The organism is Paenibacillus sp. BIHB 4019, from assembly GCF_002741035.1.
Classification (GTDB): Bacteria; Bacillota; Bacilli; order Paenibacillales; family Paenibacillaceae; genus Pristimantibacillus.
The window spans coordinates 1,635,572-1,662,044 of sequence record NZ_CP016808.1 but is presented as its reverse complement, the minus strand read 5'-3'; the positions used below and the strand labels follow the sequence as shown (position 1 = coordinate 1,662,044).

Here is a 26,473-nt window from a genome sequence, read left to right as displayed (position 1 = left end):
TTTTAATCGACGGCTATTTGAAAAAAATTAGCCAAAACGGATTGCTTCATTTCGCCTTTAAGATCGCTGCTTGCCGTAACGTCTTCTTTGAACTCATTCACAAAATTAGGAATCGTTCCAAGAAGGGAAACGGAGTTTACAAGCATTAAATAATAGAGAGTAGGCTCCTGCTTCTTGATAACGCCAGCCTCCATACACTCCTTAATAAAAGGCACGAGGTGCCGGTATGTTGGCAGGAGCATTTTATCCATTAGATAGGTGGAACGTTCACTCGGATGGGACAACTCGTTCGTCACAAACATCATGTGGAAAGGAAATTCAAAGCAAAAATCTACAATATTGTCGACAAGAGCAAGGCAAGCAGCCTCTAGCTTCATATGCCTGTAATTATTTTTAAAGGGTACGGTTTGAAGCGTGATCCGTTCAGTTAAATAATCGACCACCGAAGTCCATAAACCAAGCTTTGACCCAAAATGGTAGGATAGCAGGGCGACATCCACATTCGATAAGCTGGCCATTTTTCTAAGACTTGCCCCCTCATAACCATGCTTGGCAAATTCAATAAGGGCATGAGCCAATATCTGCTCTTTCTGGAATGGATCATCCTTGGATGGGCGCCCTGGGCGGCGCTTCGTCTCTTTCACTTTGTCGGCCTACTTTCTTCAAAACAATAATTCATCACATGATGATTTTAGCATGTTGCAATCGTTAATGTCTACAAACGAATAAATTGGCTATAGCTGATGAGATATATGCACATTTCCAATTCCATTGATATGCGTACTATGAAGTATATCGTTTAATGAGGAGTTGAGTTATGAAAGCGTTGGTTACCGGAGGTGCGGGGTTTATTGGTTCCCATCTAACGGATATGCTTATCCAAAGCGGTGCTGTGGTACATGTTATTGATAATCTATCAACGGGATCAAAAAATCACGTGAATCCTGCCGCTATCCTGCATGTTGAGGACATTAACAGTGATGCCTGTTCTAAAATTATTGAACATGTTCGGCCTGATGTTGTCTTTCACCTGGCTGCTCAAGTCGATGTCCAGCGTTCAATAGCTGACCCGGCTTTTGACTCTACTGTTAATATTGTCGGAACCATCCGGCTCTTAAAAGCTTGCGAACAAGCTAAAGTAAGTAAAATTATTTTCTCTTCCACTTCCGCCGCATACGGAGACTCCAATAACGAACGCCATGAAGAAGAAGCTGTTCCCGCCCCCATTTCCTATTATGGGCTTTCTAAACAGGCTAGCGAAAGCTATATTCGATTGTTTCATAGAATGTACGGCATTAACTATACCATCTTGCGTTATAGCAACGTGTATGGCCCCCGTCAAAGCTCTGCAGGAGAAGGCGGTGTTGTCGCCATATTTCTAAATAAATTAAATAAAGGGCTTCCTGTACATGTTCACGGCAGCGGCGACCAGACTCGGGATTTTATTTATGTACAGGATGTTGTTAAGGCAAACCTGGCGGCTATCCACCAAGGAGAGCAAGAGACGATTAATATAAGCACGGGTTTGCGGACTTCTATAAACAACCTCATACACATGATGAAAATGATTCATGGCCAGGACGCCCAGATTACGTATGGCACCGAACGGCCGGGTGATATTATGGATAGCTGCCTCGATAACTCAAAAGCTGAACGAGTGTTAGGATGGCGGCCAATGAGCAGCCTGTTTGAAGGATTAACGCAAAGCTATCAGCAATATCGTTGAAGGATAGGTATAAGCCAAAAGCCGATAAATGTCATTCAAAATCATGACATTTACCGGCTTTACTATTAGGCATCATTTTATGGCTACAAGCACATTCGCAAACCCGTCTTCCCGCCCATAAACCAACTCATACGTCTCATTATCCTGTGTCAGCACCTGTTCGATTGTAAAACCGCAATCCGTTAGCAGCTTACGCAATTCATCTGGCCGGTAATGCCGATAATGGTGAGGATTCACCCCGTGGAGAAAATAAGGGTTTTTCAAATGGGGGATAATCTCTTCGTTAGGGGCCGAGATGAGAAGAATACCGTTTGTATGCAGCGATTCATAAAGCTTTTGAATAAATGACCGATCATCCTTTATATGCTCCACGGTTTCGAAACAGGTAATAACATCGAACGTTTGGAGAGGAAGCTCTTCACGAAACGATCCGGACAAGTCTGTTTTTACATAAACCGTATTGCCGCCTGAAAAAAGATCAATTGCCCAATTTAATGCATGCTCCGAGCGATCAACTCCTACGACTAATGCACTTGGGGAATGAATGGCCATATAATGGGTGCCATATCCCGAGCCGCATGCTGCATCTAATATGAAATCTCCAGGGCGGATAAAGCGCGTTGCAAAATGATAGCGGTAATGATGATCCATCATGACATCATGAATGGAGGTAGCATACATCCGTTCCATCTTTGCGATTTCGTCATCCATCTATTTTTCCTCCATTATCAGCCTAGTTTCTTTCCTCACAGTTGTCTGTCCTTGAAAATATCAGCCATTTCTCCTGGTACATCTGTACATTGCATCAGACCTTGTCTATGAATCTAATATATGGAGCGCATTACTAGAAAGGAGGTGATAGTTATGGCCGTTACAATAGTAGATTACCAGTTTCAAGAGGTTGCTGTTGGAACAGGTTCGCTACCGTTTATCATTTCTCCAGGCTCGGAAGTGCTGCTGACGTCTCTCTTTCTCCAGATTAATAATATTAATAACCGGATTGAGTTGAAAGCCACAATCGGATGGGAGGCGCAATTACTGCTCTTGAATATTGTGCCGAAGCTGCTTTTTCGGATTCGGCGCGGAGGAACAAGCGCCCCGGCAACCGTTGTATTTCAGACGACGGATTCCGTTTTCTTGGGAACAGTATCTGATGGTCCGTGGGTTCCGCTTGATTTCACAACTTCGTTTCAGCACACCGAAGCTGCCACAGCCGGGAGCGTCGGCACTTTTCAACAATACGCCCTGACTGTAGAGCATATTGGGCAAAACTCCGCCACGATAACCGGACCCGTTCATTTTGATGGTATTGTTTATTTATAAGGGAGCTAAGCATTGTCAGGTGATTGAAGCTTCATGAGAATGAAGCTTCAATCACCTATTTTTTTACACATCCTCAAAAATGTTCTGTGAGCCTGTGCGAGTATCCATCCATACAATAATAGAATTTCCCACGGCATTTACAACTAGATCGTTGTAATCGCCGATGGACGGAGTAGGGACCCCTATCGACGGATCGGCGTTAGGATCAAAGGAGACACTTGTTATGCGGCGGTTAGGTAAAAACGTGGAGCCAGCATCGTTGGACTCTGCCAGAAACACATCGAGCAGCGTGGTGGTGATTCGGTTTGTATAGTACATAATTTTTACCCCTCCATTGTCACGAGACACCGTTAAATTGGGTAAAAAGTTTTGTGATACGGCAGGGCTATCGTCTACTTGACGCAGCGTGGACCAGGAGACGCCTCTGTCGGTTGAACGCGACATATAAATGTGTGCATTGCCTGTTCGGTTATCCTGCCAGGCGGCATAGACAATGCCCTCGCCATTGAATGGCGAAATGTCGACCGCTAAATAAGCAATAGTCAGGACGCGAAAGCCAAAGGTTGGTACAGGGAGAGGGGTCGGAACAAGCGAAACGGTTGATATCGTAATAATGGGTCCAAACGTTACCCCGCCATCAACAGATCGACGCATAAGAAATTGCGGTGTTCCCGGCCCATATTGCATCCATCCCACATAAATATCGCCTTGCGGCCCAACAGCGATTGATGATCCGAAGCTAGTTACACCTTGTACTTGATTGGTTAACAATATAGGTGCAGACCAAGTTAATCCTTGATCGAGTGATCGTTGAAATAACGTTTCGGAATTTTTAAAATTGTTGAAATAGCGCGTAAATGCAATATATGCCTGCCCGAGATAGGGGCTGCCATTTGCCGTATCAATTTCTATCGCTGGTTTATCGTTATACACGGCCGTGCCAAACCCTTGATTGACAATGATTGGACTTGAAAAAGAGGCCCCATTATCGGTTGAGCGGTAAACAATGATCGATGAATCTGCTACAGGGTTAACATTTAGGGCAGTCGCAGCAACAAGAAACAAATTGGAATAACCATACGCAGCAACCCCATCACCGGAGGCTGCGAATCCAACCGGAGGTGACATCAGCATTTGGGTATACGAGGCTCCGCTATTAATCGAGCGGTAGACGGTCGTCATATTGTTTCCCGAACGCAAGTCATTCGTCGTTACGATAACGGTCGATTGATCCAGGGAATTGAGCGCAATCGACGGCTCCTGTTGAGGGCCTGAGGGGGTTACTTGTATATTTGTCATTTAAAACTTCCTTTCTATACTTTTAGTTATCCTTACCTCGCTTGAAAAATAACCGAGCCTACAATGTGATCATCCACGATGGAGAAGGAAGCTGGAATATACATGCCTTGATTCTTGCGGAGCATTTCACATATTCCGGAACCATGATGGCCGGCATATTTCGGGGGATGGTTTGCTTTTCTTATATGCTGGTTACTTAGAAGTATTTCATAACAGTCAACTACTCGATCGACCATCTTCGGAAGCGACCATTGCTTGATCCCCCATTCGTAACCGTTATAAGCTAATCTTTGTGAAAGCGATTGGTTTTCGAGCAGCAATTGCAAGTAACGCGACAGTTCATTGCTATCACCTGCATTTGCCATCAATCCTGTATGGTTATGACTTACCATTTCCGGAATTCCGCCGGCATTGGAGACGACGAGGGGCTTGCGCGAGATCTGTGCTTCCATCACAGCATAAGGCTGGTTATCATGCAGACTCGGGAGTACAACAATATCGGATTGCTGCAGCAGTGCGGGCACATCGTTTCTGCTGCCAATAAAAAGCACATGATGGCTCAGTCCCAAATGAGCAGTCTGATTTTCCAACTCTGACCGAAGGTAGCCATCGCCAATGAACAGACAAATCCAATCGCTTCTGGTTTGCTTTAACTGGTATAAAGCACTAAGCAAGCTGCTGTGGCCTTTCACTTTATCAAGCCTCGCTGGACAGGCAATAATGTGGAGGTTGGACGGGAGCATTAAGGCAGTATTCTCTTTCATCCGTTGCAAGTGATGTTCAACGTTCATTCCATAGGGGACAACTTCCATATGATCGATTGGCACTAAATAGCTGGCTAGTGTCCGCTGCAGCCACTTCGTCGGCACGATGGACAAATCGCTCGAAGTAGCTCCATAATATTCTCTTGCGCAAGCATATTTCCAAATGAATGCAGGCGGTGCTTTTCCTTCAAGCGAAAGCCAGTATTCGGTCGCCAGGCATCCATGGATGGTATTTATTAAAGGCAGGCCCTCCGGCTTAATCTGCCATAGCGCCCGGGAGGATATGACATCCTGCGCGTGAATCAAATCATATTTTTTCAGTCCGAAATACGAGGCTGCTAGCGCATAGGTGCAAAACTCAATTTCTTGATCGACGATCCATGGATCAATGGGAATTTGCTGTGCAGCATATACGGCCTTAATTTCTCGCTCGACGAGCTGTTTGAAATACCTTTTCTGTACTCGCTGCCCTGTACCCAGCATATAGTAGCTTTTTTCATCAGGATGCCTCGCAAACACATCTACCTCATGGCCTAGACGCTCCAAACTAGTTTTTAAATCTTGGATATATGCCCATACACCGCCAACATGAGGGAGCTTCCAATACGTGGCAAGGAGAATCCTCATTTTCCACCACGCTGCTTGGCTTGAAGCGCCTCATCGTACAGCTGCAGCGTTCGTTCCGTCATGGAATCCAAAGACCACTGCCTAAGCCCATGGTATCTGGCTTGATTGGCAAGTCTTTTCTGAAGCCAGTCATCGTCAAGTAGTTTATTGATTCGTTCACATAATAAATCTGCACGACCGGATGTAAATAATAACCCGCTTTCTCCATCAGCTATCATTTCTGGAATTCCTCCTGCATCCGAAGCAATTATTGGTTTCCCGGCTACTTGTGCCTCCATGATGGCAAAAGGCAAATTGTCATGAATACTTGGTGCCACGACCATATCAGCCTGACTTAGAAGTGCAGCCATATCGTTGCGATGTCCCAGAAACATAACATGCTGCTGAAGCTTTAAATGATTGGTCAGTTGCTCAAGCCTTGGGCGCAGCGGACCATCCCCAACTAGCCAGCAAACCCAATCTGACCGTCTCTTTCGCAGTAGCTCAAGAGCATGTAGTAAAACCTCGTGGCCCTTTACCGCATCCAGGCGCGCCGGACAAACGATTAGCTTTAAACTGCTTTCTGGAATGGCCCCCTTCAGACTTATGGCTTGGCGCAGAAAAGATAACGTATCGAAGCCATAAGGGATGACGTCAAATGGATCTTTTTCTAAATCGCTAGTTGACTCATACTGCTGCTTGAGCCACTTTGAAGGAACGATGATTCGGTCTCCCACCCTGCTTCCATATTGGTCAAGTGTACTAGCCCACGTTGCTGCCGGGGAGGGGTCTGAAATAACGCCTTGAAGCTTCCATTCGGCTTCCAGCTTGCCGTGGAGGGTCACGACAAGCGGAGTGTTCTTTGGTTTAATTTCAGAAACAGCAGTCGCAGAAATAACATCCTGTGCATGAAGCACATCGTATTTTGTTAGTGTGAATGTTGTTAGAGCTTGGCGGAAAGCAAGACGCTCGCCTTCCATTGCCGCAAGCCAAGCATCGTAGTTTCTTGATTTCATATTGAAGCGAATCCCAATTTGTTTCATGATCGGAGTTAAAAAGGTTTGCTTATCAATGGATTTGCCTTTATTAACGATATGATAATGTAATCCGGATTGGTTATGGGAGAGGATGTCAACTTCATGCCCTCTCTCCTCAAGGCCTTTTTGAAGCGCCAAAACATAAGTGGATACTCCGCCTGTATAAGGAATACACCAATAGGAAACAAGTCCAATTTTCATCTGTCACTCCCCATTCGGCTGCAAGGATTCATTTCATAACCGATTGCGATACCATTCAATTGTCTTGTGAAGCCCCTCTTCCAAATTCACGGAAGGCTTGTAGCCGAGCAATGATTCGGATCGAGTCAAATCCGGCTCACGTCCAGGCATATCTTCATAGCCTGAACCGTAAGCTTCGGCATACGATTTAAGCAATATCGGGGAGGTCGAACCGCTTAGCCTAATAATCAGCTGCGCCAACTCCCAGATTGTGATAGGGCAATTAGAGCCAATATTAAAGGCGAGTCCGTTTGCTTTCTCGTGAAGTGCTGCTAATGTGCCATTAACCGTATCGTCCACATAGGTGAAGCAACGCGTCTGTGCTCCGTCGCCATAAACCTCAAGCGGTTCCCCTTTCAGAGCTGCTTTAATAAATCTTGCGACCACCCCGCCATATTGCGAATTCGTTTGTCTTGGTCCATATGCATTGAAATATCGAAGCACGGTGACAGGGAGTCCCTTTGCTGCATAGGCGAAGCACATATGCTCATCGAGCGATTTTGCTGTTGCATAACACCAACGATGAACAGAAGGGGCCCCATAAAAACGGTCGGACATTTCGTGGAAGGGCAGCACTTTATTTTTTCCATATATTTCGGATGTTGATGAAAAAATGACCTTTGTATGACGTGGATATGCCAATTCAAGAACATTGCGCGTGCCATCAATGTTGCCTTCAATAACCTTGAGGGGATCCTCTACCGTATTTTTAACACCCAACACAGCCGCTAGATGAAAGACCACGTCCACTCGATCCATTAATTTCTTGAGCGTCCTTCGGTCAGTTACCGAGCCTTGGATGAGCGTATGGCGTTTATTAGCTTGAAGATGGGATAAAAACTCCGGCCGTCCGGTCGAGAAATCATCCAACGTCCAAACCGTATGGCCCGCTTCCAGCAGACGCTCTACTAAATGAGAGCCGATAAAACCTGCACCGCCTGTTACTGCTACCTTCAATGGAATACCCTCCTAGAGTAAAATAACATTTTCTCGCTCTGCCATTTTTCCAGTGGCGTTACGTGTATCGATGACAATGGGCGTGTGCGCCACAAGAAGCTCATATGGGATATTGGAATGATCCGTTAAAATTAAAGTGCAATCATAATTTTTCATTTTTCGGGCAGTGAGCGGTGTACTATGAAGGACGGTTTCGCCTATTTTTAGAGCCTTCACATAGGGGTCAAAGTACCCCAGTTTGACGCCCGCTTGCAGTAAATGCTCCATAATAGGCAGCGCAACGGACTCCCGCATATCATTAACGTCTTTTTTATACGTAACTCCAATGACAAGCACACTGCATTCTTTAAGCGCTTTTGGCTGCAGGCTCTTTGCCACTCGTCCTACAATGTACCCCGGCATATCCTCGTTTACTTGATGGCAAAGGTCAATGAACGGCAAATCCATATGATGTTCTCTTGCCTTCCACAATAAATATAGGGGGTCGACCGGAATGCAATGCCCTCCAACGCCAGGGCCTGGATAATATTTTGTAAATCCAAACGGCTTAGTTCCTGCTGCCTCGATGGCTTCCCAGAGATTTATATCCAGCTCCTCGCTTAACTTCAACAGACTGTTCATAAATGAAATATTCAAGTATCGCTGGCAGTTTTCCAGAAGCTTCGTCATTTCAGCAACGCGTGGCGATGACACAAGGACCACTTCATTAAACACTGAGCCATATACTTGCTTCGCATAGGCTGTGCAGGATGGAGTTACGCCGCCAACCACTTTAGGGATTTGTTCCAGCTCCCATTTAGAACCGGGATCAATTCGCTCTGGTGAATAGGCGAGCGAAATGTCTTTGCCTACAAGAAGTCCAGTTGACTCCAGCATCGGTTTTAGCCGTTCCTCGCTTGTTCCTGGAAATGTAGAGCTTTCCAGCACAATGAGCTGCCCTCTATGCAAATAGGGAAGTGAGCTTTGTGCTGCGCCTATTACATAGCTCAAATCAGGTTGATGCTGCTCATCAAGCGGTGTCGGAACGCAAAGGATTATAACATCGACCTTCTCGATTACGTCGAATTTCGTGCTGACATGAAAACTATTTTTACTAAAAAGCTTTCGAATATCCGTCCTCTTAAAGTCAGACAAATAGGATTGATACTTCATCAACATATTGATTTTTCGTTCATCGGCATCAATGCCGTAAACCGTGTTTCCTCCTTCCAGAAACAATTTGGCGAGTGGCAATCCAACGTATCCCAGACCGATAATGCCAATTTTAAATTTAGGGGCATGCTCCATCACTCTGTCAGCTCCTTTGATTCATCTTCTAGCATAATACGCGAATGAATCAAAGCTGCTATAGTTGAGAGTCTAAATTTTATGGAAATAGTAGAGTATCACGAGGTCTAGCAGAAATAGAGAGAGGCGCTGAGTTTTGGAAACAATAGTTGGAATTAATGGGGCTGGAAAGAAAAAACGACATGATAATTGCCTGTATCGATACGAGGTATAAATAGGTTGGTGTACGTTAACAACGCACTTGAAATCTCATATTATATTTGGACGACAGACCAATCGGAGGGAACACATGCGAATATTAATCGCCTGCAGTTGGTCGCTGCCACATGCCGGCGGCGTAAACACATATGTAAATCAGCTGGAAGAAGGGCTGAAGTTCGCGGGGCATCATGTCGATATCTTCTCCCCGACACCTGATGGGCAGGGGTTTTATATTCCGGGCAAAGAGATGGCTATTGATAAAGCCAAGCTGCAACCGCTGATTGCCCATCAATCGAACCACTACATGGATCACCATTTGTCCGGAATTGATCCCTGGATTACATTTTCTGAGGTTGAGCGTTACTGTTTTGAAGCAGCTGCTATGTATTTCGGCTTGGCCGAGTATGACATCATTCATGCGCAGGACATTATGAGTGCTCATGCATTGTCACGTGTAAAGCCTGCCCATACGCCCTTAGTAACGACTATTCACGGATGCCTGACAAGGGAATGGTTCGTTAGATTAAAGACATTGGGGTTAACAGACCAAGATACAAATTCCCCGCTTTGGAAATATTCGGCATTGCGCGAGCATCTGGGGGCAACAGTCAGTGATGTCACGATATCGCCTTCAGAGTGGTTAAAAAGAGTAATGGTTGAGGATTTTGCAGTTCCCGAGCCCAAGATTATCGTAAGCCACTATGGATTTGATAAAGAACAATTTCAACAAAATATGCTGCGTGATACCATGATTGTCAAGCCTGAAGGAGCAAGCGTATTTTTATGTCCTGCCCGCTTTGATGTTGTGAAAGGACATATTTATCTCATTCATGCACTCGTAAAACTGAAAGCGGAGCGTTCGGATTGGGTTTGCTGGTTAGCTGGAGAAGGCTCTCTCCGTGAAGAAATCATGAATATAACGAAAGATTTCGGTCTGGGCGACCACGTCATTTTTTTAGGAAACCGGGAGGACGTTCCCGCTTTGATTCATCAGGCAGATTTTATCGTTTTGCCCAGCATGCAGGATAATCAGCCGTTTGCCGTTATTGAGGCTCAAATAGCGGGCAAGCCGGTTATCGCTTCTGACGCTGGCGGTATACCGGAAATGGTAACCCATGCCGTGAATGGGCTTGTATTTCATGCCGGAGATATTAATGAGCTGCATTTATGCTTAAGATCCGCTTTACAGGATACAAACCGGTTGAGCAGCATGGCGAGTCAGGCAAAAGAATGGGGAGAGCGGCATTGGGCATTGCCTGAGATGACTAACCGGGTGTTAGCACTATATGAGTTGGCGAGGAGCAAGCATCCCGAACAAAATGAGCCGCAGACTGAACAGCAGGCTGAGCAACAGATCGAACCGCAAATCGAGCCGCAAATCGAACCACAGATGGCCCAGCAGACTGAGCTGCAAAGCCCAGTAACGCCACAACAGAGGGGAAGAAGAAAATGGCGCGCCAATCGAAGAAAAAAACAACCGGGAGCAATAAAGCGAAAAAGAAAAATAAGAAGCAAACAAAGAAGCAAACAAAGAAGATTTACAAGACAAAGAAGATTTACAAGAAAAAGATCGTAAGGCGAGTACGTAAACGCCGCCCCAGACTGAAACGGGCAAGCCATGTATTACAAAACCAACAAGTAGGGCCCGCAAATGACCATGATCCAGCCATACAGCCAGCGCAGCCTGAAGATAAAATCTCTAATCTGTTATCTTCCCTATTTGTATACCCGCGATATGACGAGCTTCCTCCAATAGAGGCGGACATCTGGGAGCGTGTTTTTCAAGCAGCTCCAAACGGGTATAAGATTCCGGATGTCAGCATTGTTCAGTCCCTTCTATAGAATGCTGCTCATTCATAATATTTCGAGCAACGTCTCTAATACGAATTCAAGCAGTAAAGGGGCCACCTTAAATGTGGTGACCCCTAGTGTTGTTTAATATATGAAGACAAGCCTCTATTTTTTACTTTTTCAATGAAATGCCAAACGTAGAGCCAACCTCGCCCGCAAAGACAACGCTGCCGTTCTCTGGCAATACGGCCTGATTGTTCTCGCTGATAACGGTATGATTTATGCAAATACCAGCTTCATTATAGACGGCAAAGGAGCCGTGGGCAGGCATATTAACCGTCATGACTTTTCCTGTATCCTTCGCTGAGACGGTGTACCATTTGGCTTCGCCGTCCGCTTGGATTGTTGCCGAAGACTGTTTGCCCGAATAGAGCGGTTTTACAAGCTCTTCACTGGCGTATAGGTTGCCTGCTGCTTTCATATACTCGATTCCATTTTTCTTGAAAAATTCGATTTCCATCGTGTCACGGCCATCCATGCCAGGAATTTGCAGCTGATTAACGGCTTTGTCTGCTCCAATCATTTTTTGATTCAATACATACCCTGGAACTTCTTTAGAAGTCTGAAAAGGTAGGATGGGTGTCGAATGGAGGTAGGACGTTGATGTGTATTTTCCATTCACCCAATAATATTTTTGACCGTCACGCTGTGCCCATGCGTCAGCTGCGTCTTGGGCTAATGGGTTGTCTTCAAGCTTCTCGGCATTATACTTGGAAATTGCCGTTTGTCCTATCCCCGGGATAGCTATATAAGAGCGGGACCACAAGTAGGTATGCCCATTTTTCTCCACAACGAATTTTACCTTTTCAGTGCCTTCACCGTTTACAAAAGAACCGTCAGCGGTGTACGTATATGTCTGGGCAGGATTGTTCGGAGCCGTAACCGTGGATACAGACATTTCGCCCTCGGTTTTCACTTCTATCTTCAATAACTTATTTGATCCACCGCCATAAATACCCGCGTACTGTGTTACTTCCTGCGGCATGTCTGCCTTAATAGGCACGCCATACGACCCCTCCGGTTTCCGTTCCTTAATAACACCCTTCTCCTGAAGGACGCTGAGCAGCAGTTCATTGGCGATCATTTGGTCTAATGCGCTTGAACCACCTGAAGAGACAACAGCGGCAGACAGCTTGTATTCCGGGAGCACGACCAAGGATGAATGATACGAAATCGTGTCGCCACCTTTGGAAAGGGCCTTAATGCCGTATTCATCAAAGGGGAACAAGTGGACGCTATCCCAGCCTAGCCCGTAGGAGAGGTAGGACGGATGGGCTTCCTCCGGCCACATGCCGCTTTTATACTCCTCTTGTGCCATCGCTTCTAGCGATTTTGCAGAAAGAATGCCTTCCGTCTGCCCTGTGAAAATTTGTGAAAAGGCCGCGAGATCTTCAGCTGTGGAGTAAAGGCCTCCCGTGGCAATAATATTATAATTCTCTTGTGGGAGCTGTCCCTCATACAGCGGGGAATAGATGCCGGCCAGCGCCGCTTGATCAATGAGATCCTGCGGTGTTTTTGTATGGCTCATGTCTAGAGGCCCAGTAATATATTTGTGTATAAATGCTGTAAAACCGATGCCGCTAACTCTTTCTACCAGAATTTCAGCTAACGTAAAACCATCGTTGCAATAGACTGAAAAGGCTCCGGGATCTGCCTTCAAGCTTTGAGTAGCCAACTGCTCTAGAAAAGTATCATGTGCATAAGTATCATTATCCCCATACAAGGTGGCATTATTGCCGGTAGTTCCGAGAAAGCCGGAGGAATGATTCAGCAGCATGCGCGTTGTAATCTGTTTGTAGCGGCTGTCTTTCATCTTAAAGTCAGGGATATAGTTCACAACGGGCAAATCCAAATCTACCTTGCCCTCGTCTACAAGCTTCATAACAGCTGTCGTGAGAAACATTTTGCTTGTAGAGCCGATTCCATAAATGGTATTTGAGGAGAGTGGAATCGAATCCGTTAGATCATTTTTTCCTGCATGCCCCGAAATCGTAATTTCCCCATCATCAATGAGCGCGTATTGGACGCTTGTCATGCCGTAGGTTTCTGTCAGCAGCTTGGCTTTCTCAGCCGCTATTTTTTTAGCCGCATCATAAGCAAGCGGTTTGCTGTTCGCAGCAGCCATTGCAGGCAGGGGAGCCAGCATACTCAGCGCGAGGGTGACAGCGACAATGGAAGTTCGTTTCATGTTTATCTACTCCTATCTTCGACGGTTTATTCAGCTGCCTTAAGGGCGGCTAAATAAAGCTTATATGACGGGGATGTCCTCACCGTGACTTCAATATGAACGGAGTATGAATAAGTAAAAAAATGCCACGGCCTCATATGCAAGGAAGCTTGCACATATGGCCGTGGCATAGGGAATAGGGAATACTAAAAGCGTTTATCTGCTTGTCGGATTGAAACGCCGCGCGCCGCCAGGGAACGGCTTTCGGCCGTTTCACCTTGCTTCTTCCATAAACACCTTAAGGTTTTCAGCGATTTCTTTGGATCTGGTGTGGTGCAAATAATGTCCGCCTTCAAAGGTCATTACTTTCCCATGCACCGAATCTTTGATTTGCTCTTCATGCAGCGGTATCCAAGTTGGAATGTCTTCATTGTTCGATTGGATAAAGAAAATAATCGGAAGCTCTTTTGGGAAGGTTAAATGTTCAGCTGCTTTAAAGTTAGCAGAGATATTTTTCATTTCATTTAGCATCGTGGGACTATTGCTGTTCTTGAGCGAAAGCATGGTCAGCTGTTCTCTGGTTTCCTCATCATATGGAAGTCCTTCATAAGGGTCGCTGCCTGTTTTCACGATCAATCGCAGCAAACCGGATTGTTTGAGAAAACCAAACGTTTTTAATGGGAATTTCACGTCCATGCCAGGCTGTGTTGGGACACTGCTGTCGATGCCGACAAAGGCAGTCACTTCGTTTGTATATTTGTTTGCATAATCAATTCCGTAAATGCCTGTAATGGAGTGGCCCATTAGAATATAGCGGTCAATGTTAAGAGCTTGCAGCGCTTCATGGAGTTCATTTACTATATTTTCTGTCGTTCTTTCCTTATCGGTTCCATCACTTAAGCCATAACCAAATGGTTCAACTGCAACTACTTTGTAAGAGGGTGACAGCTCATCGATTAGCGGTTTAAAATCGAGCGCCGGCGCTGCTGTTCCATAGCCTGGCAAGAGCACAATCGTTTCTTCGCCGTCCCCTTGAATCAGCACATTCATCTTTTTCCCGTCTACGGGTACCAGCTGGCCATAGGCATGTATTTTGCCTTGCTCAGATTTGCTGCTGACCTTATTCACTATAAACACAATAGCCATAAAAACGACGATTGCTATAACGATAGCTGCCAATATTTTAAGTAAAACCCTAATCCATTTTTTCATATTCGTATCTTCTCCTGTCGTTGTCTTGTTAGTCGGCTGCCTTAACGGGCTGCTGAAATAAGCTTATACGAAGAAGATGTCCTACTCGTGACGTCAATATGAACGGAAGATGAACTATTCACCATTATTTACGTTTCAGCTATTTAGGTTATAATAGGCATAGCGCTTCTAAGGTCGGTTGACACTCAAAATGCACCGTGCTAAACTTAGGTTGCTAAATAATTCAGCTATTTGAGGGTTGCTTATGGAAGAAAAGGTAGATTGCGATATTCGCGAGCTGTTAGATAAAATTTCAGCACGGATGCGCCGAGACTATAGTGAAAGTCTAAGGGAACTTAATCTGTATGTAGGCCAAGATAATTTGCTTTATCGTTTGTGGTCAGGCGACGGGGTTACACAAATGCAGCTATGTGAACATTTAAAGTGTGAGCCTCCTACTGTAACCAACATGGTCAAATCATTGGAGCAGAACGGCTTTATATATCGTAAACGCGATGGCCAGGATGCTAGAATTATGCGGATTTTTCTAACCGAGCAGGGCAGAGAGCTAGAAAATCCTATAAAAATTAAATGGAGAAACCAGCAAGAAAAACTGCTGAACGGCATCTTGCCGGAAGAACGCATGTTGTTAAGGCGACTTATGAAGCAGATGGAGATTAATTTGTTTTAAAAGCATTTTTTAAGGTTTTCCTTTATTTTAGATGAATATTTAGTAAGCTAAATAAATGCATTTATTTAGGGGGATAGTGTTGATTTTTGTGATAATACTTAGCAAGCTAAGTATTTGGGTGTACAATAAATTGCTCAATCCAAAGGAGACATCGAAATGGCGTCAAAAAATGCACCACTCATAAAATTATCGATTTTAGATTTTGTTCATGCTGATTGCAGATTTTTATCCAGAGCAGGAAACGCGCCTTAAGGCATACCGGTTGCTTGCTGAAGCCTTTGATCTTCACTGACAATAAGGGAGAGAGCCAGATGAATAGAAAGAAGCTTAAAATAGGGGCTATTGTGGATGGAGTAGGATGGAGCCATACCGCATGGCGCCATCCGAATATGCCTTCTAATGCTAGCGAGAGTATAGATTTTTATGCCGCCAAGGCCAGAAGATTGGAAGAAGGCAAATTTGATATGGTCTTCCTGGCTGATGTAAGCCACATTGGCCCCGGCATGATCCCCCATTATTTAAGCATGTTTGAAGGTGTATCCATTTTATCGGCGCTTAGCATGGTGACCAGTCATATTGGTCTTGTCGCGACGATTGCAACGTCGTATGCAGATCCATTTACAGTAGCGAGACAAATGGCATCACTCGATAAAATAAGCAACGGGAGAGCGGGGTGGAATGCAATTACCTCCAATCCTGGAGGGTTGGCCAACTATAGCAGAAGACATCTTCATAAATCTGATCTTTATCCGATGAAAGAAGAATTTATCGAAGTGGTAGAAGGACTTTGGGATTCTTATGAAGATGATGCTTTTATGCGAGATAAAAAAACAGGGAGCTTTTTAAATCCAAGTAAAATGCATCCTTTGTATTATAGAGGCAAGTATTTTTCAGTAGATGGTCCTTTAAATATTAGCCGTTCCGTTCAAGGCAGGCCGGTTATTTTCCAAGCAGGCACATCTAACGAATTTATGGATATTGCAGCAAAACATGCCGAAGGCGTGCTGGTAAATGGGGATGACCTTCATTATGCTAAACAATTCGGTCTTGAATTGAAAAGAAGGGTCGTTATTGCAGGAAGATCAGCTGATAACTTCCTCATTATGCCGACACAAAACCCTATTGTTGGAAGAACAGAAGCTGAAGCTAGGGAAAAGCTTCAAGAGCTAGAACGTTTATTGCCTCCTGGCTATCGCATGCCCAAGCCGTTGCTTTTCGGGTCGGCGGAGGATGTAGCTGATCAGATTGAACATTGGCATGGAGTTGGAGCAATGGATCTATTGCTTCTTAGAATGGAGCATCCTTCAGGGTTTGATGATTTTATCGATTTAGTGGTTCCTTTATTACAGAAGAAAGGCATATTCCGAACTGAATACGAAGCCAGTACGCTGCGGGGGAATTTGGAGCTTCCCTATATCCCGAATAGATATTCTGTTGAAAGATAGTGAAAATGCATGCCAATAAAGTTTGTAAGGAGAAATATAGAATGAAAAACAAGAAGATGCAGCTTGCTTTACAAATGGTCTCTGGATACGGAGCCGAATTCAGCGCTTGGAGAATGCCTGGGACCGATCCGAAGGCTTATACCAATACGGATAGTTATGTCGAGCGAGCAAAAATAGCTGAAAAGGGAAAATTTCAATTGATTTTCATAGCCGATTCACCGGGTCTAAATAATGATCTGAGTAAACAAACTCCCCAATTCCCAATGGACCCCATGCTGGCTTTAATGGCGGTAGCTAGGGAAACAAAGCATATTGGGCTTGTCGCAACACTATCAACTACATTTAACCACCCCTATAATATAGCCCGGCAGTTTAAAGCGTTGGATGTGATCAGCCATGGGCGTGCAGGGTGGAATGCAGTAACGACATCGGGACAGGTGTTCGCAGCAAATTATGGAGCGCAGCTTCCTGATCGCAAAGAGAGATACGAAATGGCCCATGAATCCATACAGATTGTTCAGGCATTATGGGGAAGCTGGGGAGAGGATGCGTGGACGGCGGATGCAGAAGGCGGCCAATATGCAGATATGGACAAAATCCAACCGGTAAATCTTACAGGAAAATATTTTGCCTCTCGCGGCCCTCTTCCTATTCCGCCTTCCGAGCAAGGCCAGCCGGTCATTTTTCAAGCTGGAGGCGGGGGAGAAGGGCTGCAGCTAGCCGGAAGTTATGCATCGGGTGTGTATGCGAATCCATATGATATTGCTTCCGCACGGGCTCAGCGGCAAATGATTCGTCAGAGTGCCCGCCAGTTCAAACGCAGCCCTGATGATATTAAAATGTTTGCCGGTTTTATGTTCTCGATTGGAGCAACCGAAGAAGAGGCCTTGGAGCGAAGAAGGAAATTAATGGACTTTGCTATTGAGGAGATTCCGGGCAGAGTGAGGTATCTTGGAGCTATGCTGGGGCTGCCTTTATCAAGCGATTCAGTTGATATAGAGCAACCCATCCCAACAGCCTTATTGAGCCGGGCATATGCAAATCCGCAAGACCCGCGTTCTCCAAGAGCGCTGGAATTGGCGTTAAAAGGGCTTTCTATTCGTGATATTCTAGCACATGGGGTTATCAATTATCATCCTGTTGTTGCGGGTACCCCTGAACAGGTTGCTAATTTCTTGGAAGAATGGTTTCTAGCAGGGGCATGTGACGGCTTCTCTGTTGTACCGGATATATCATTTGACGGCGTTGCGGATTTTGTTCATTTGGTTGTTCCCATTCTTCAGGAGCGCGGTTTATTTCACGAAGAATATGAGGGCAAGACGCTGCGTGAGCATATGGGCGTATCTTATCAATACGGAACGGTTGAAAAATAAAGCTTAGGGGGAATTCACATGAACCGGACGATTGAGTTACTTTGTAATCATACATCCATTCGCTCATTTACAAATCAACCTCTCACAAAAGAACAAGGTGAAGCGATCTTTCTTGCAGCTAATCAAACATCATCTTTTAGCCTCCTACAAGCTGTTTCTATCCTTAGAGTGACGGATCCAGAGCTTCGGAAAAAAGTGATGCAGCTTTCAGTCAATCAATCCTATATTGAAGAAGCGGCAGAGTTTTGGATCTTTTGTGCTGATTTCAACCGAAATCACCAAATCGCCCCCGAGGTTGACCTTGAATATATTGAATTTCTATTAATAGGTTCGTTTGATGCAGGGCTAATGGCACAAAATGCTTTAACTGCCGCAGAATCAATGGGACTTGGCGGCGTATTCATTGGGGGAGTCCGAAGTAATATCGACGAATTAAGTGAAGTTTTGCATTTACCGAAGTACGTCATTCCTTTAGTGGGCTTATGTATAGGCCACCCGTCTGGAGATAAACCTGGAATGAAGCCGAGACTGCCTCAATCAATGATAATGTTTGATGATCAGTATCAAATTCTCGCTAAAGAAAAATTAGCCATTTATGACGAAACCATGCGTGAATATTACGAAAGTCGTCCAGTTACAGCACCTTTTACAGTGAAAAAGGTACAGGGTTGGAGTGGCCATATTCAAGATCATCTGCAAAGAAGCATTCAACCGGGCATGCTGGATTATTTACGCAAGCAAGGCTATGCCAAAAAATAGACGTTCCCTATTACACGGGTCAAAAAGGAGAAAAGCAGCCAATAGATGGTGGCTGCTTTTCTCCTTTCATCTTTCTCACCCATTGATTTGCGAAATATATTCAAATGCGGTTGTTCCATATACACCTTTAAAATGTTTATTTAAATGAGTTAAATCAACAAAACCGCATTCAGCTACGGCTGAATAAACATCGCTATTTTTTTCAATTAATTGCTTGGCATATTCGATCTTGCCGTTCAGAAAATATTGATAGGGGGAAATCCCTGTATGAGCCTTGAATAGCCGGATAAACTGAAATTTCGATAGTTGAAGCTCTTCACAGATTTCGTCAAGCTTAAGGACATGTTCAAAATGGGCATGAAGCATATCCTTTGCTTTTTTAATTAGGGTGTTATCTTTTTTGTTGTTGATAGATGAATTAGTTTGGATAAGGCCATCCGTGAGGGAGACAAATAATTCACTGCACAAAGCCTCGTCTTTTTCGCTTAATATGGCACGGGCAAGATTTACTATGCGCTGTTCAAGCTTCTGATTGTACACAATAGGAGTTGAAAAACGGACGATATCCTTTTTCTCCATAGCGTCTAGAAGCAAATGCGGTTCAATATACAGCATGACATAATCGAGGCCTGTCTTATCATGGGCCATACCGTCATGCGCCTGCTCTGGATTAAAAAGCATAACGCCGTTTTGGTAGGATAATTGCAAGCCGCCATCCATGTTATATCGTTGAATACCGCGCAAGGTTACGCCAATGGCATATTCCTGGTGAGCGTGCTTTTTATATTTAAAATCAGTCATGCTTGCTGACAGCGCAGTAATACCTGCCGATTTTTTATAAATAAATTTGTCCACTCGATTCATCTCGATTCACTTCTAATCTAAGTACACCTACATCCAGATCATAATTGCAGCATAAACTAGAGATAAGGCCATGATGGCATTCACAATTTTATTATGCTTCTGTAAAAACGCCTTGAAGATTTTTCCGAAAACAACCCACGTCACAAATGCTAAAAAGCCAATGAGCGTTATGGCTATAATACTTATCGTAACCGCAGGGATTGCACTGTAGTATGGCATAATAAAATTTGGAATGACCGTCAGTGCAAACAGAACTACCTTTGGATTTAAAAACTGCAGAAGGAAGCCTGACCTAAAGGTAGCCGTTTGGTTTGCTGCTGGGTTCGATGCATCCATTTTGCAGACTTGATAAGCGAGATAGATCATATAACAGCTTCCCACTATCTGCATCATCAATAGAATTTTCGGCAATATCGTTAAGAGCGCCGTATTCAATACAGCCGAAATAACGAGTAATAATCCAAAACCAACCGCTGCTCCATACGTATATGTCAAGGCTTGTTTTGCACCTGAATTTTGCACGGTGGACAATATGACGATATTAGTAGGACCTGGTGTAAAAGTAGCAATCACGCAATAAATTAAAAAAGATGCCATATCCATGAGAATACCCCTTTCAAGCTATTCTCATATGCTACATCTTAAAGGGATTGGGCTATAGTATATTATTGCAGATAAAAAGCTTCTTCCGCCATGGATCTAAGTGGAAAGGAGCCGTTCATGCCGGTTTGAAAGAAGAAATGATACGCGCAATCGCTTCCGGGCTTTCCTCGCCATTCGATTCCAGCCATTGATGGATGACGCCCATTGAGCCGTGAACCATATAAGTAAAAGAGTAGTCCATTGCGGAGGAGCCCTTCCGGTTTAGATCCTCTCCCTTTCTTTGCAAATAATCTTTATGAACCTCAACCAGCACCTCGGATAAAAAGCTGCTTTCTCCTCTGTCCGAAATCATGCTACGAAAAATGGTTTTCTTCTCTTGGATAATGTTCAAAAGCTTGATTAAGGAACCATCTTCTGCGCAGGGGCTTTGATCCTTTTGCAGCGTCTCCCATAATTCTTGATTAAATTCCTTCTGCATCACTTCAAATAATTCGTAGGGATCTTTGTAATGCAGATAGAAGGTACCGCGGTTAATGTCAGCTTGCTTGCATATTTCGGTAACCGTTATTTGCGGCAGCTTCCTCGTTTCCAATAGAGCTAGAAAACACTGCTTAATAAGCTCCGTCGTATATTTGGTTCTTCTATTGTTTTTTACTCCGACCATAAGATCCGTCCCTTTCCATATCTAATCGAACAAACGCCAGGGAAAGTGTTGAATGAATAACATTATTCCGCATATTGATGATTGAGCATGCGGCTATTTTGAGATTATACTATCACCATGATATTAAATCAACAGGTGTTCATTTAATGGCGTGGACGAAACGGCAATCAATTAGCCGTTCCATTTATTCCTAATGGTATAACTAGATTTCAACGAATCCTTGGAGAGTGAATAAAAATGACAACTACTACGAACAAACCCAATGTCCTCATTGTAGGAGCGGGGGCAGTAGGCTTCTCTGTCGGCTACCATCTCAGTTTGTCCGGCGCCAACATTACCTTCCTCGTGCGAGAAGGGCGGAAAACGACATTCCAATCTCCGCAACAGCTTTATTGCTATGACGATGCAGCACTGAAAAATTTTACCGGCTTCAGCGTCATTGAGAATGCCGCTGAACTGGCAGATACACCACTTCAGTTTATTTTCATTACACTTGACGGAAATGCCAGTCGAACGGCAGAAGGCATGGCTATGCTGAGCAAGCTAGGCGGCGTGGTACGCGCTTCTAAAGCTATTGTCATCATGAACGGTTTCGGCATCGGCCTTCGCGAGCACTATATCAAGGTCATGCAAATTTCGGAAGATCGCCTGCTAAGAGGAATTCTCGGCATGCTCAGCCACCAGGGAAGCGCGAACCTGCCTATACATGCACCAACAGATCCAGCGAAAGTAGCAAAGGCTGTTGTCTGTTACAAGCATCCTGCGAACAAGGTCGGCTTTCAAGTCGAGACCAACAATAAAGAGGCAGCGAAGCAATTCATTGAGCTCTACAACCGCAATAAGCTTTCGCGCTGTGGTCAAGTGAGCCCGGCGATGTTTAATATTTACGCAAGTGTTGGCTTTCCTGTATATGCAGCGTGTGACATTGCGGGCTGGCCTGATTTTTCGGCGGTTTCGGCAAACAAGGAGCTTTGGCGGCTTGCCATCCGTGCCCAAGGCGAAATAGCAGCACTCCCTCAGCATGGTTTGTTGGGCAAAATGATGGCCTTGGTTATGGGAGCGCGCATAACGGCATACGTGCACATCAAAATGGAGCGGGACATGCTGCCGCTAGATTATCAGGCATTCAACCGCTTCCATCATGGCGGCAAGGTTCGTGCTCAGGACGTTGAATCGATGCGCAATTCCCTTGCCGAAGGGCAGCGCCGCGGCCATCAGATGCCAGCGCTGCAGGAATTGCTGAAACGTCTCTCGGAGCATGAAGCGGCAAGTTAAGGGCATTTATAGATCAGGTGATGAACGCTGGATAGAAAAATGAGGAAATAGTAGAATTGTCGATATTCGGGGATGAAACGTGTGTAGGCCGTTCCAGATTTAGACATCAGCATTTATGAGCAGGACCAACGGATGTCTAAAAATGAACAACGTGATGCCTGAGGTACTTCCGGCAGCAATATAAGCGTAACGAAGGAGCTTGCCGCGGCGGCTCCTTTTTTCTTTTTCGCTGATAGATCCAAAACCTTTAAGTTGAACCAAATTATAAGAAATTACTCTACTTCAATCTCTTTTACGGTTTCACCTTCAACTAACACGGGTTGGTAGTAGGTGCTCACGGGCAGGTCTTTTTTTCCTTGCAAATTTTTAATGACCCAGTCTGCTGCGTCCCGTCCCATTTGTTCTTGGGGGTGCGTCAGTGTCGTCAGCTTGATATTCGCATTTTTGGCGATATACGAATTGTCCTGGCCAATGATGGATAATTCATCTGGAATGGATATCCCCAGTTTTCTGCAGGCATGTACGACTTCCAGCCCTACCTCGTCGTTGTAGCAAACAAGCGCAGTCAGAACATCCCTGTTGTCGTTTAGGAACTCCTCCAAGCTGGTGGAGAGGTTCGGCTTCGTCGCCGTGTCGAAGGAAAGCACTTGCTCGGGATGAAACCGCAATTTGGCTTCCCCAAGTGCCTTAATATATCCCTTCATGCGATATTTTCCTTGCAGATCATCCATTTTCGCGATAATGCCGATCTGGGAATGACCTTTCGCAATGAGTTCCCGGGTTGCGAGATAGCTGGACTGCACGTCATCCAAACAGAAGAAAGGGACCTCCAGCTCTTCATAGAAGGCGTTAATCATGGTGAACGGAACTTCCTGCTCCTTGAAGGACAGGTAATAAGCAATATTGGGGTTGTATAAATTGCTTTTAGTCGGCTCAATAATGAGACCGTCCACGCCATAGGACAGCATCATTTCCAGCGCTTTCTTTTCCTGCATAATATCATTATTTGTACTGGCTAACAGTAACGAATAGTTGTCTTCATTCAATCGGCCTTCAATACCACGGATAATAGAGGGGAAGATGTAATCCGAGATATAGGTGGTGATGACGCCAATCGTTTTTTTAGCGGCATTCCCGCCCGATCTGGACCGGTATTGGCTGCTGACATACGTCCCAGATCCTTTTTCGCTTCTTAGGAATCCTTCATTGGACAGCTCCAAAATAGCCTTCCGAACCGTCTGGCGGCTAACATTATAACTGCTCTGCAAAGCAGACTCTGTAGAAATTTGCTCTCCTGCTTTGTACGTTCCGGACAGGATATTGCTTTTTATATCATCAATGATGATCTGATACTTTGGCTTCACGCAATCCACTTCTTTCATCGTTGTTCAGAAAGTTGTACGTACACATTCTAACATGAATTGCAGCGAATGAAAATGCAGTACCATTTTTCACGAAATAAATGGGTTAATTCCATGCTTTTTACTTGGATTTCGCCTGGGGAAATGCCTAATAAGAGGACGCTAACTCCAAGGATTAAGAGGAGAGTGCGTCGTTGTAAGTATAACTATTTGTTTGTATTGACAAATGTACGTACAAAAAATATACTAAGGCTGTCACTAATGGAAAGCGCCTTCTTTTGATTAAATCGTTACGCTTCTCTTCAAGAGGTGTACCATTTAATTAGGAGCAGCTATTATACGAAACAACATAGACCCGTTATTATGAGGTGTCACATTCACTTTATTTTCCATCCTTCAGGTTTAAAAACCGCGAACAGAGAGGGGACATGCGTGATCATGAATCATGTAGAGTTGAAAGAAGCGATAACTAAGGGAGAAACTTCGCTGGGGATCGAATTTGGATCTACGCGGATTAAAGCGGTATTGATCGATCATCGTTTTGAGACCATCGCGTCAGGAAGCTATGAATGGGAAAACCAATTGAAAGACGGATTTTGGACATACAGCCAAGAGGATATCCTCACCGGCCTCCAAACGGCTTATCGCGAAATGAAGCAAGAAGTGGAGCGCAAATACGAGGTCACCCTTAAGACCGTGGGTTCGATCGGGTTTTCCGCTATGATGCACGGCTATATGGCGTTCGATAGCACGGGTGAACTGCTTGTACCGTTCCGGACTTGGCGCAATGCTACAACCGGCGAGGCAGCAAGGGAACTGACGGACAAGTTCCAATTCAATATTCCTGAGCGCTGGAGCATTGCCCATCTGTATCAAGCGATATTAAACAAAGAGGAGCATGTGCCTCGTATTGATTTTGTGACGACATTGGCCGGTTACATTCACTGGCTGCTAACTGGCAATAAAGCGATTGGTATTGGGGATGCCTCTGGTATTTTCCCTATTGACGAATCGACTCATAATTACCATCCACTGATGGTTAAGCAATTCGATGAACTGATCTCGGCAGGCGGCTATCCTTGGAAGCTTGAGGATCTTCTTCCGAAAGTTCTCCTTTCAGGCGAGCAAGCTGGTCAATTGACGGAGGCGGGAGCCCGCATTTTGGACCCGTCACTGGATTTGCAGCCAGGCATTTTGCTTTGTCCTCCGGAAGGTGATGCTGGGACAGGCATGGTTGCCACGAATAGCGTAAGAAAGCGTACGGGGAACATCTCTGTAGGTACCTCCGTTTTTGCGATGATTGTGCTGGAGAAGGAATTATCCAAGGTCTATCCGGAAATCGATATGGTCACGACGCCAGACGGGAGTCCGGTTGGCATGGTGCATGCCAACAACTGCTCAAGCGATATCAACGCATGGATGGGATTGTTCCGCGAATTTTCTGTAGCCATGGGTTATGAAGCGGATAACGCAAAATTGTTCAGCGTCATGTTTAATAAAGCTTTGGAGGCCGACCCGGATGGCGGCGGTTTGCTGAGCTACGGTTATTACTCAGGCGAAAACATTACCGGAATTGAAAAAGGCCGTCCGCTATTCGTGCGCTCGCCTGAGAGCAGCTTCACTCTGGCTAATTTCATGCGCACCCATCTGTTCACAGCTTTCGGAGCACTCAAGCTCGGCATGGACATTTTGACAGAAAACGAGCAAGTCGCCATTGACAGCATTTTGGCTCACGGCGGTTTATTTAAAACCCCTGTCGTCGGACAAAAAATGGTAGCCGCGGCGATGAACGTTCCGATTTCCGTCATGTCTACAGCCGGCGAAGGCGGGGCGTGGGGAATGGCGCTTCTGGCTTCTTATCTGATCAACAAGGATCAGCAGGAGAGCCTGGACGACTTCCTTGAACAGAAGGTCTTTAAAGATGTGGAAGGGCAGGAAATTGCCCCAGACCCATCCGATGTGTCGGGTTTTGAAGTATTTATGGAACGCTACCGGAATGGGCTGGCCATTGAGCAGGCTGCTGTAGACCATCTGATAGAGAACGGGAGGGACTAGCGATGTTAGAACAGCTGAAAGAAGAGGTATTTGAGGCGAATCTGGAATTGCCGAAGCATGGACTCGTAAAATTTACATGGGGCAATGTAAGCGCCATTGACCGGGAAAGCGGCCTCTTCGTCATCAAACCAAGCGGAGTCAGTTATGACAAGATGAAGGCGAGCGATATGGTCGTTGTCGATCTTGATGGCAATGTGGTTGAGGGAGAGCTAAGACCTTCCTCCGATACCGCGACTCATGCCGTATTGTATAAACATTACTCAGAGATCGGCGGCATCGTGCATACCCACTCCACATGGGCAACGATTTGGGCACAAGCAGGACTTGATGTGCCGGTCATGGGAACGACGCATGCGGATACCTTTTATGGAGCGGTGCCTTGTGCCCGTTTCCTGAATCAAGGGGAGATTGACCGGGGTTACGAGGCCGAAACGGGACGTGTCATCATTGAAACTTTCGAGCAGCGCGGGTTGGATGTCATGGCGATACCGGCCGTCCTTCTCCATGGCCACGCACCGTTTACGTGGGGCAAGGATGCCAAATCGGCAGTCGTGAACAGCGTCGTGCTGGAGGAAGTTTGCAAAATGAACTTGTACGCGCGGCAATTGAATCATTTTGCCAAAGAACTGCCGCAAGGCATTTTGGACAAACATTATTTGCGCAAACATGGGAAAGACGCTTATTACGGACAGAAATAATCATTTTATCCACGACTAAAATTAGAAAAGAGGATG

General features: G+C 45.2%; 23 protein-coding genes. 10 read left to right on the top strand and 13 right to left on the bottom strand.

From position 1 onward, the window contains the following. Positions 1–2 precede the first annotated feature (2 nt). Complete coding sequence (locus BBD42_RS06965) at positions 3–644, bottom strand: TetR/AcrR family transcriptional regulator (RefSeq protein ID WP_099517591.1); 642 nt, start codon at positions 642–644, stop codon at positions 3–5. A 173-nt stretch (positions 645–817) separates the two neighbouring features. On the opposite strand from BBD42_RS06965, the gene BBD42_RS06960 reads away from it, so the two are divergent. After that, positions 818–1,726, top strand: coding sequence for an NAD-dependent epimerase/dehydratase family protein (locus tag BBD42_RS06960; RefSeq protein WP_099517590.1), 909 nt, complete (start codon positions 818–820; stop codon positions 1,724–1,726). Positions 1,727–1,798: 72 nt separating this feature from the next. Here BBD42_RS06960 and BBD42_RS06955 read toward each other — a convergent pair whose 3' ends face one another. Then, positions 1,799–2,437, bottom strand: coding sequence for a class I SAM-dependent methyltransferase (locus tag BBD42_RS06955; protein ID WP_099517589.1), 639 nt, complete (start codon positions 2,435–2,437; stop codon positions 1,799–1,801). Positions 2,438–2,590: 153 nt separating this feature from the next. On the opposite strand from BBD42_RS06955, the gene BBD42_RS06950 reads away from it, so the two are divergent. Next, on the top strand, positions 2,591–3,049 hold the full coding sequence (locus BBD42_RS06950; RefSeq protein WP_099517588.1) for a hypothetical protein: 459 nt from the start codon (positions 2,591–2,593) through the stop codon (positions 3,047–3,049). Between the two features lie 63 nt (positions 3,050–3,112). Here the strand turns inward: BBD42_RS06950 and BBD42_RS06945 are convergent, their stop codons facing one another. From BBD42_RS06945 to BBD42_RS06925, 5 genes are read right to left on the bottom strand one after another with little or no spacing between them, the layout of a single operon-like run. Continuing rightward, on the bottom strand, positions 3,113–4,348 hold the full coding sequence (locus BBD42_RS06945) for a sialidase family protein (protein ID WP_099517587.1): 1,236 nt from the start codon (positions 4,346–4,348) through the stop codon (positions 3,113–3,115). Between the two features lie 32 nt (positions 4,349–4,380). Continuing rightward, positions 4,381–5,739 carry a glycosyltransferase family 4 protein gene (locus BBD42_RS06940; RefSeq protein WP_099517586.1) on the bottom strand — a complete coding sequence of 453 codons (1,359 nt, stop codon included), beginning with the start codon at positions 5,737–5,739 and terminating at the stop codon, positions 4,381–4,383. Next, a complete protein-coding gene (locus tag BBD42_RS06935) occupies positions 5,736–6,956 on the bottom strand; it encodes a glycosyltransferase family 4 protein (protein ID WP_099517585.1) in 1,221 nt (406 codons plus the stop codon). Before BBD42_RS06935 ends, BBD42_RS06940 begins: the two co-directional genes overlap by 4 nt. Positions 6,957–6,989: 33 nt before the next feature. Then, positions 6,990–7,952 carry an NAD-dependent epimerase/dehydratase family protein gene (locus BBD42_RS06930; protein ID WP_099517584.1) on the bottom strand — a complete coding sequence of 321 codons (963 nt, stop codon included), beginning with the start codon at positions 7,950–7,952 and terminating at the stop codon, positions 6,990–6,992. Positions 7,953–7,964: 12 nt separating this feature from the next. Further along, entirely contained in the window at positions 7,965–9,239 is a 1,275-nt protein-coding gene (locus BBD42_RS06925) for a nucleotide sugar dehydrogenase (RefSeq protein WP_099517583.1), read from the bottom strand. A gap of 241 nt (positions 9,240–9,480) precedes the next feature. Here BBD42_RS06925 and BBD42_RS06920 point away from each other — a divergent pair, with 241 nt between their 5' ends. Next, positions 9,481–11,016, top strand: coding sequence for a glycosyltransferase family 4 protein (locus BBD42_RS06920; protein WP_150131520.1), 1,536 nt, complete (start codon positions 9,481–9,483; stop codon positions 11,014–11,016). Between the two features lie 387 nt (positions 11,017–11,403). On the opposite strand, the gene BBD42_RS06915 is transcribed toward BBD42_RS06920, so the two are convergent. Both BBD42_RS06915 and BBD42_RS06910 read right to left on the bottom strand, forming a co-directional pair. Continuing rightward, positions 11,404–13,479: a serine hydrolase domain-containing protein gene (locus BBD42_RS06915; protein ID WP_099517581.1), complete on the bottom strand. Its 2,076-nt coding sequence runs from the start codon at positions 13,477–13,479 to the stop codon at positions 11,404–11,406. Positions 13,480–13,731: 252 nt separating this feature from the next. Then, complete coding sequence (locus BBD42_RS06910) at positions 13,732–14,670, bottom strand: alpha/beta hydrolase (RefSeq protein WP_099517580.1); 939 nt, start codon at positions 14,668–14,670, stop codon at positions 13,732–13,734. Between the two features lie 244 nt (positions 14,671–14,914). Here BBD42_RS06910 and BBD42_RS06905 point away from each other — a divergent pair, with 244 nt between their 5' ends. The 4 genes from BBD42_RS06905 to nfsA all read left to right on the top strand — a co-directional run bounded on the left by BBD42_RS06905 (position 14,915) and on the right by nfsA (position 18,917). Beyond that, a complete protein-coding gene (locus tag BBD42_RS06905) occupies positions 14,915–15,340 on the top strand; it encodes a MarR family winged helix-turn-helix transcriptional regulator (RefSeq protein ID WP_099517579.1) in 426 nt (141 codons plus the stop codon). Positions 15,341–15,651: 311 nt separating this feature from the next. Continuing rightward, on the top strand, positions 15,652–16,785 hold the full coding sequence (locus BBD42_RS06900) for an NtaA/DmoA family FMN-dependent monooxygenase (RefSeq protein WP_099517578.1): 1,134 nt from the start codon (positions 15,652–15,654) through the stop codon (positions 16,783–16,785). 5 nt (positions 16,786–16,790) lie between these two features. Next, entirely contained in the window at positions 16,791–18,158 is a 1,368-nt protein-coding gene (locus tag BBD42_RS06895) for an NtaA/DmoA family FMN-dependent monooxygenase (protein ID WP_237163400.1), read from the top strand. 18 nt (positions 18,159–18,176) lie between these two features. Further along, on the top strand, positions 18,177–18,917 hold the full coding sequence (nfsA, locus tag BBD42_RS06890) for an oxygen-insensitive NADPH nitroreductase (protein WP_099517576.1): 741 nt from the start codon (positions 18,177–18,179) through the stop codon (positions 18,915–18,917). A 75-nt stretch (positions 18,918–18,992) separates the two neighbouring features. Here the strand turns inward: nfsA and BBD42_RS06885 are convergent, their stop codons facing one another. From BBD42_RS06885 to BBD42_RS06875, 3 genes are all read right to left on the bottom strand, one after another. Next, positions 18,993–19,772, bottom strand: a complete 780-nt coding sequence (locus BBD42_RS06885) for an AraC family transcriptional regulator (protein ID WP_099521499.1) — start codon at positions 19,770–19,772, stop codon at positions 18,993–18,995. Between the two features lie 36 nt (positions 19,773–19,808). After that, positions 19,809–20,384: a LysE family translocator gene (locus BBD42_RS06880; RefSeq protein WP_099517575.1), complete on the bottom strand. Its 576-nt coding sequence runs from the start codon at positions 20,382–20,384 to the stop codon at positions 19,809–19,811. A gap of 115 nt (positions 20,385–20,499) precedes the next feature. Further along, complete coding sequence (locus BBD42_RS06875; RefSeq protein ID WP_099517574.1) at positions 20,500–21,048, bottom strand: TetR/AcrR family transcriptional regulator; 549 nt, start codon at positions 21,046–21,048, stop codon at positions 20,500–20,502. A 237-nt stretch (positions 21,049–21,285) separates the two neighbouring features. On the opposite strand from BBD42_RS06875, the gene BBD42_RS06870 reads away from it, so the two are divergent. Beyond that, positions 21,286–22,323: a ketopantoate reductase family protein gene (locus BBD42_RS06870; protein WP_099517573.1), complete on the top strand. Its 1,038-nt coding sequence runs from the start codon at positions 21,286–21,288 to the stop codon at positions 22,321–22,323. 272 nt (positions 22,324–22,595) lie between these two features. On the opposite strand, the gene BBD42_RS06865 is transcribed toward BBD42_RS06870, so the two are convergent. Continuing rightward, positions 22,596–23,687 (bottom strand): GntR family transcriptional regulator, encoded by a 1,092-nt coding sequence (locus BBD42_RS06865; RefSeq protein WP_099517572.1) that lies wholly within the window; start codon positions 23,685–23,687, stop codon positions 22,596–22,598. Between the two features lie 435 nt (positions 23,688–24,122). Between BBD42_RS06865 and BBD42_RS06860 the strand changes: the two genes are divergently transcribed. Together BBD42_RS06860 and BBD42_RS06855 are read left to right on the top strand one after the other, a co-directional pair. Beyond that, entirely contained in the window at positions 24,123–25,739 is a 1,617-nt protein-coding gene (locus BBD42_RS06860) for a xylulokinase (RefSeq protein ID WP_099517571.1), read from the top strand. Between the two features lie 2 nt (positions 25,740–25,741). After that, positions 25,742–26,437 carry an L-ribulose-5-phosphate 4-epimerase gene (locus BBD42_RS06855; RefSeq protein ID WP_099517570.1) on the top strand — a complete coding sequence of 232 codons (696 nt, stop codon included), beginning with the start codon at positions 25,742–25,744 and terminating at the stop codon, positions 26,435–26,437. Positions 26,438–26,473: the final 36 nt, after the last annotated feature.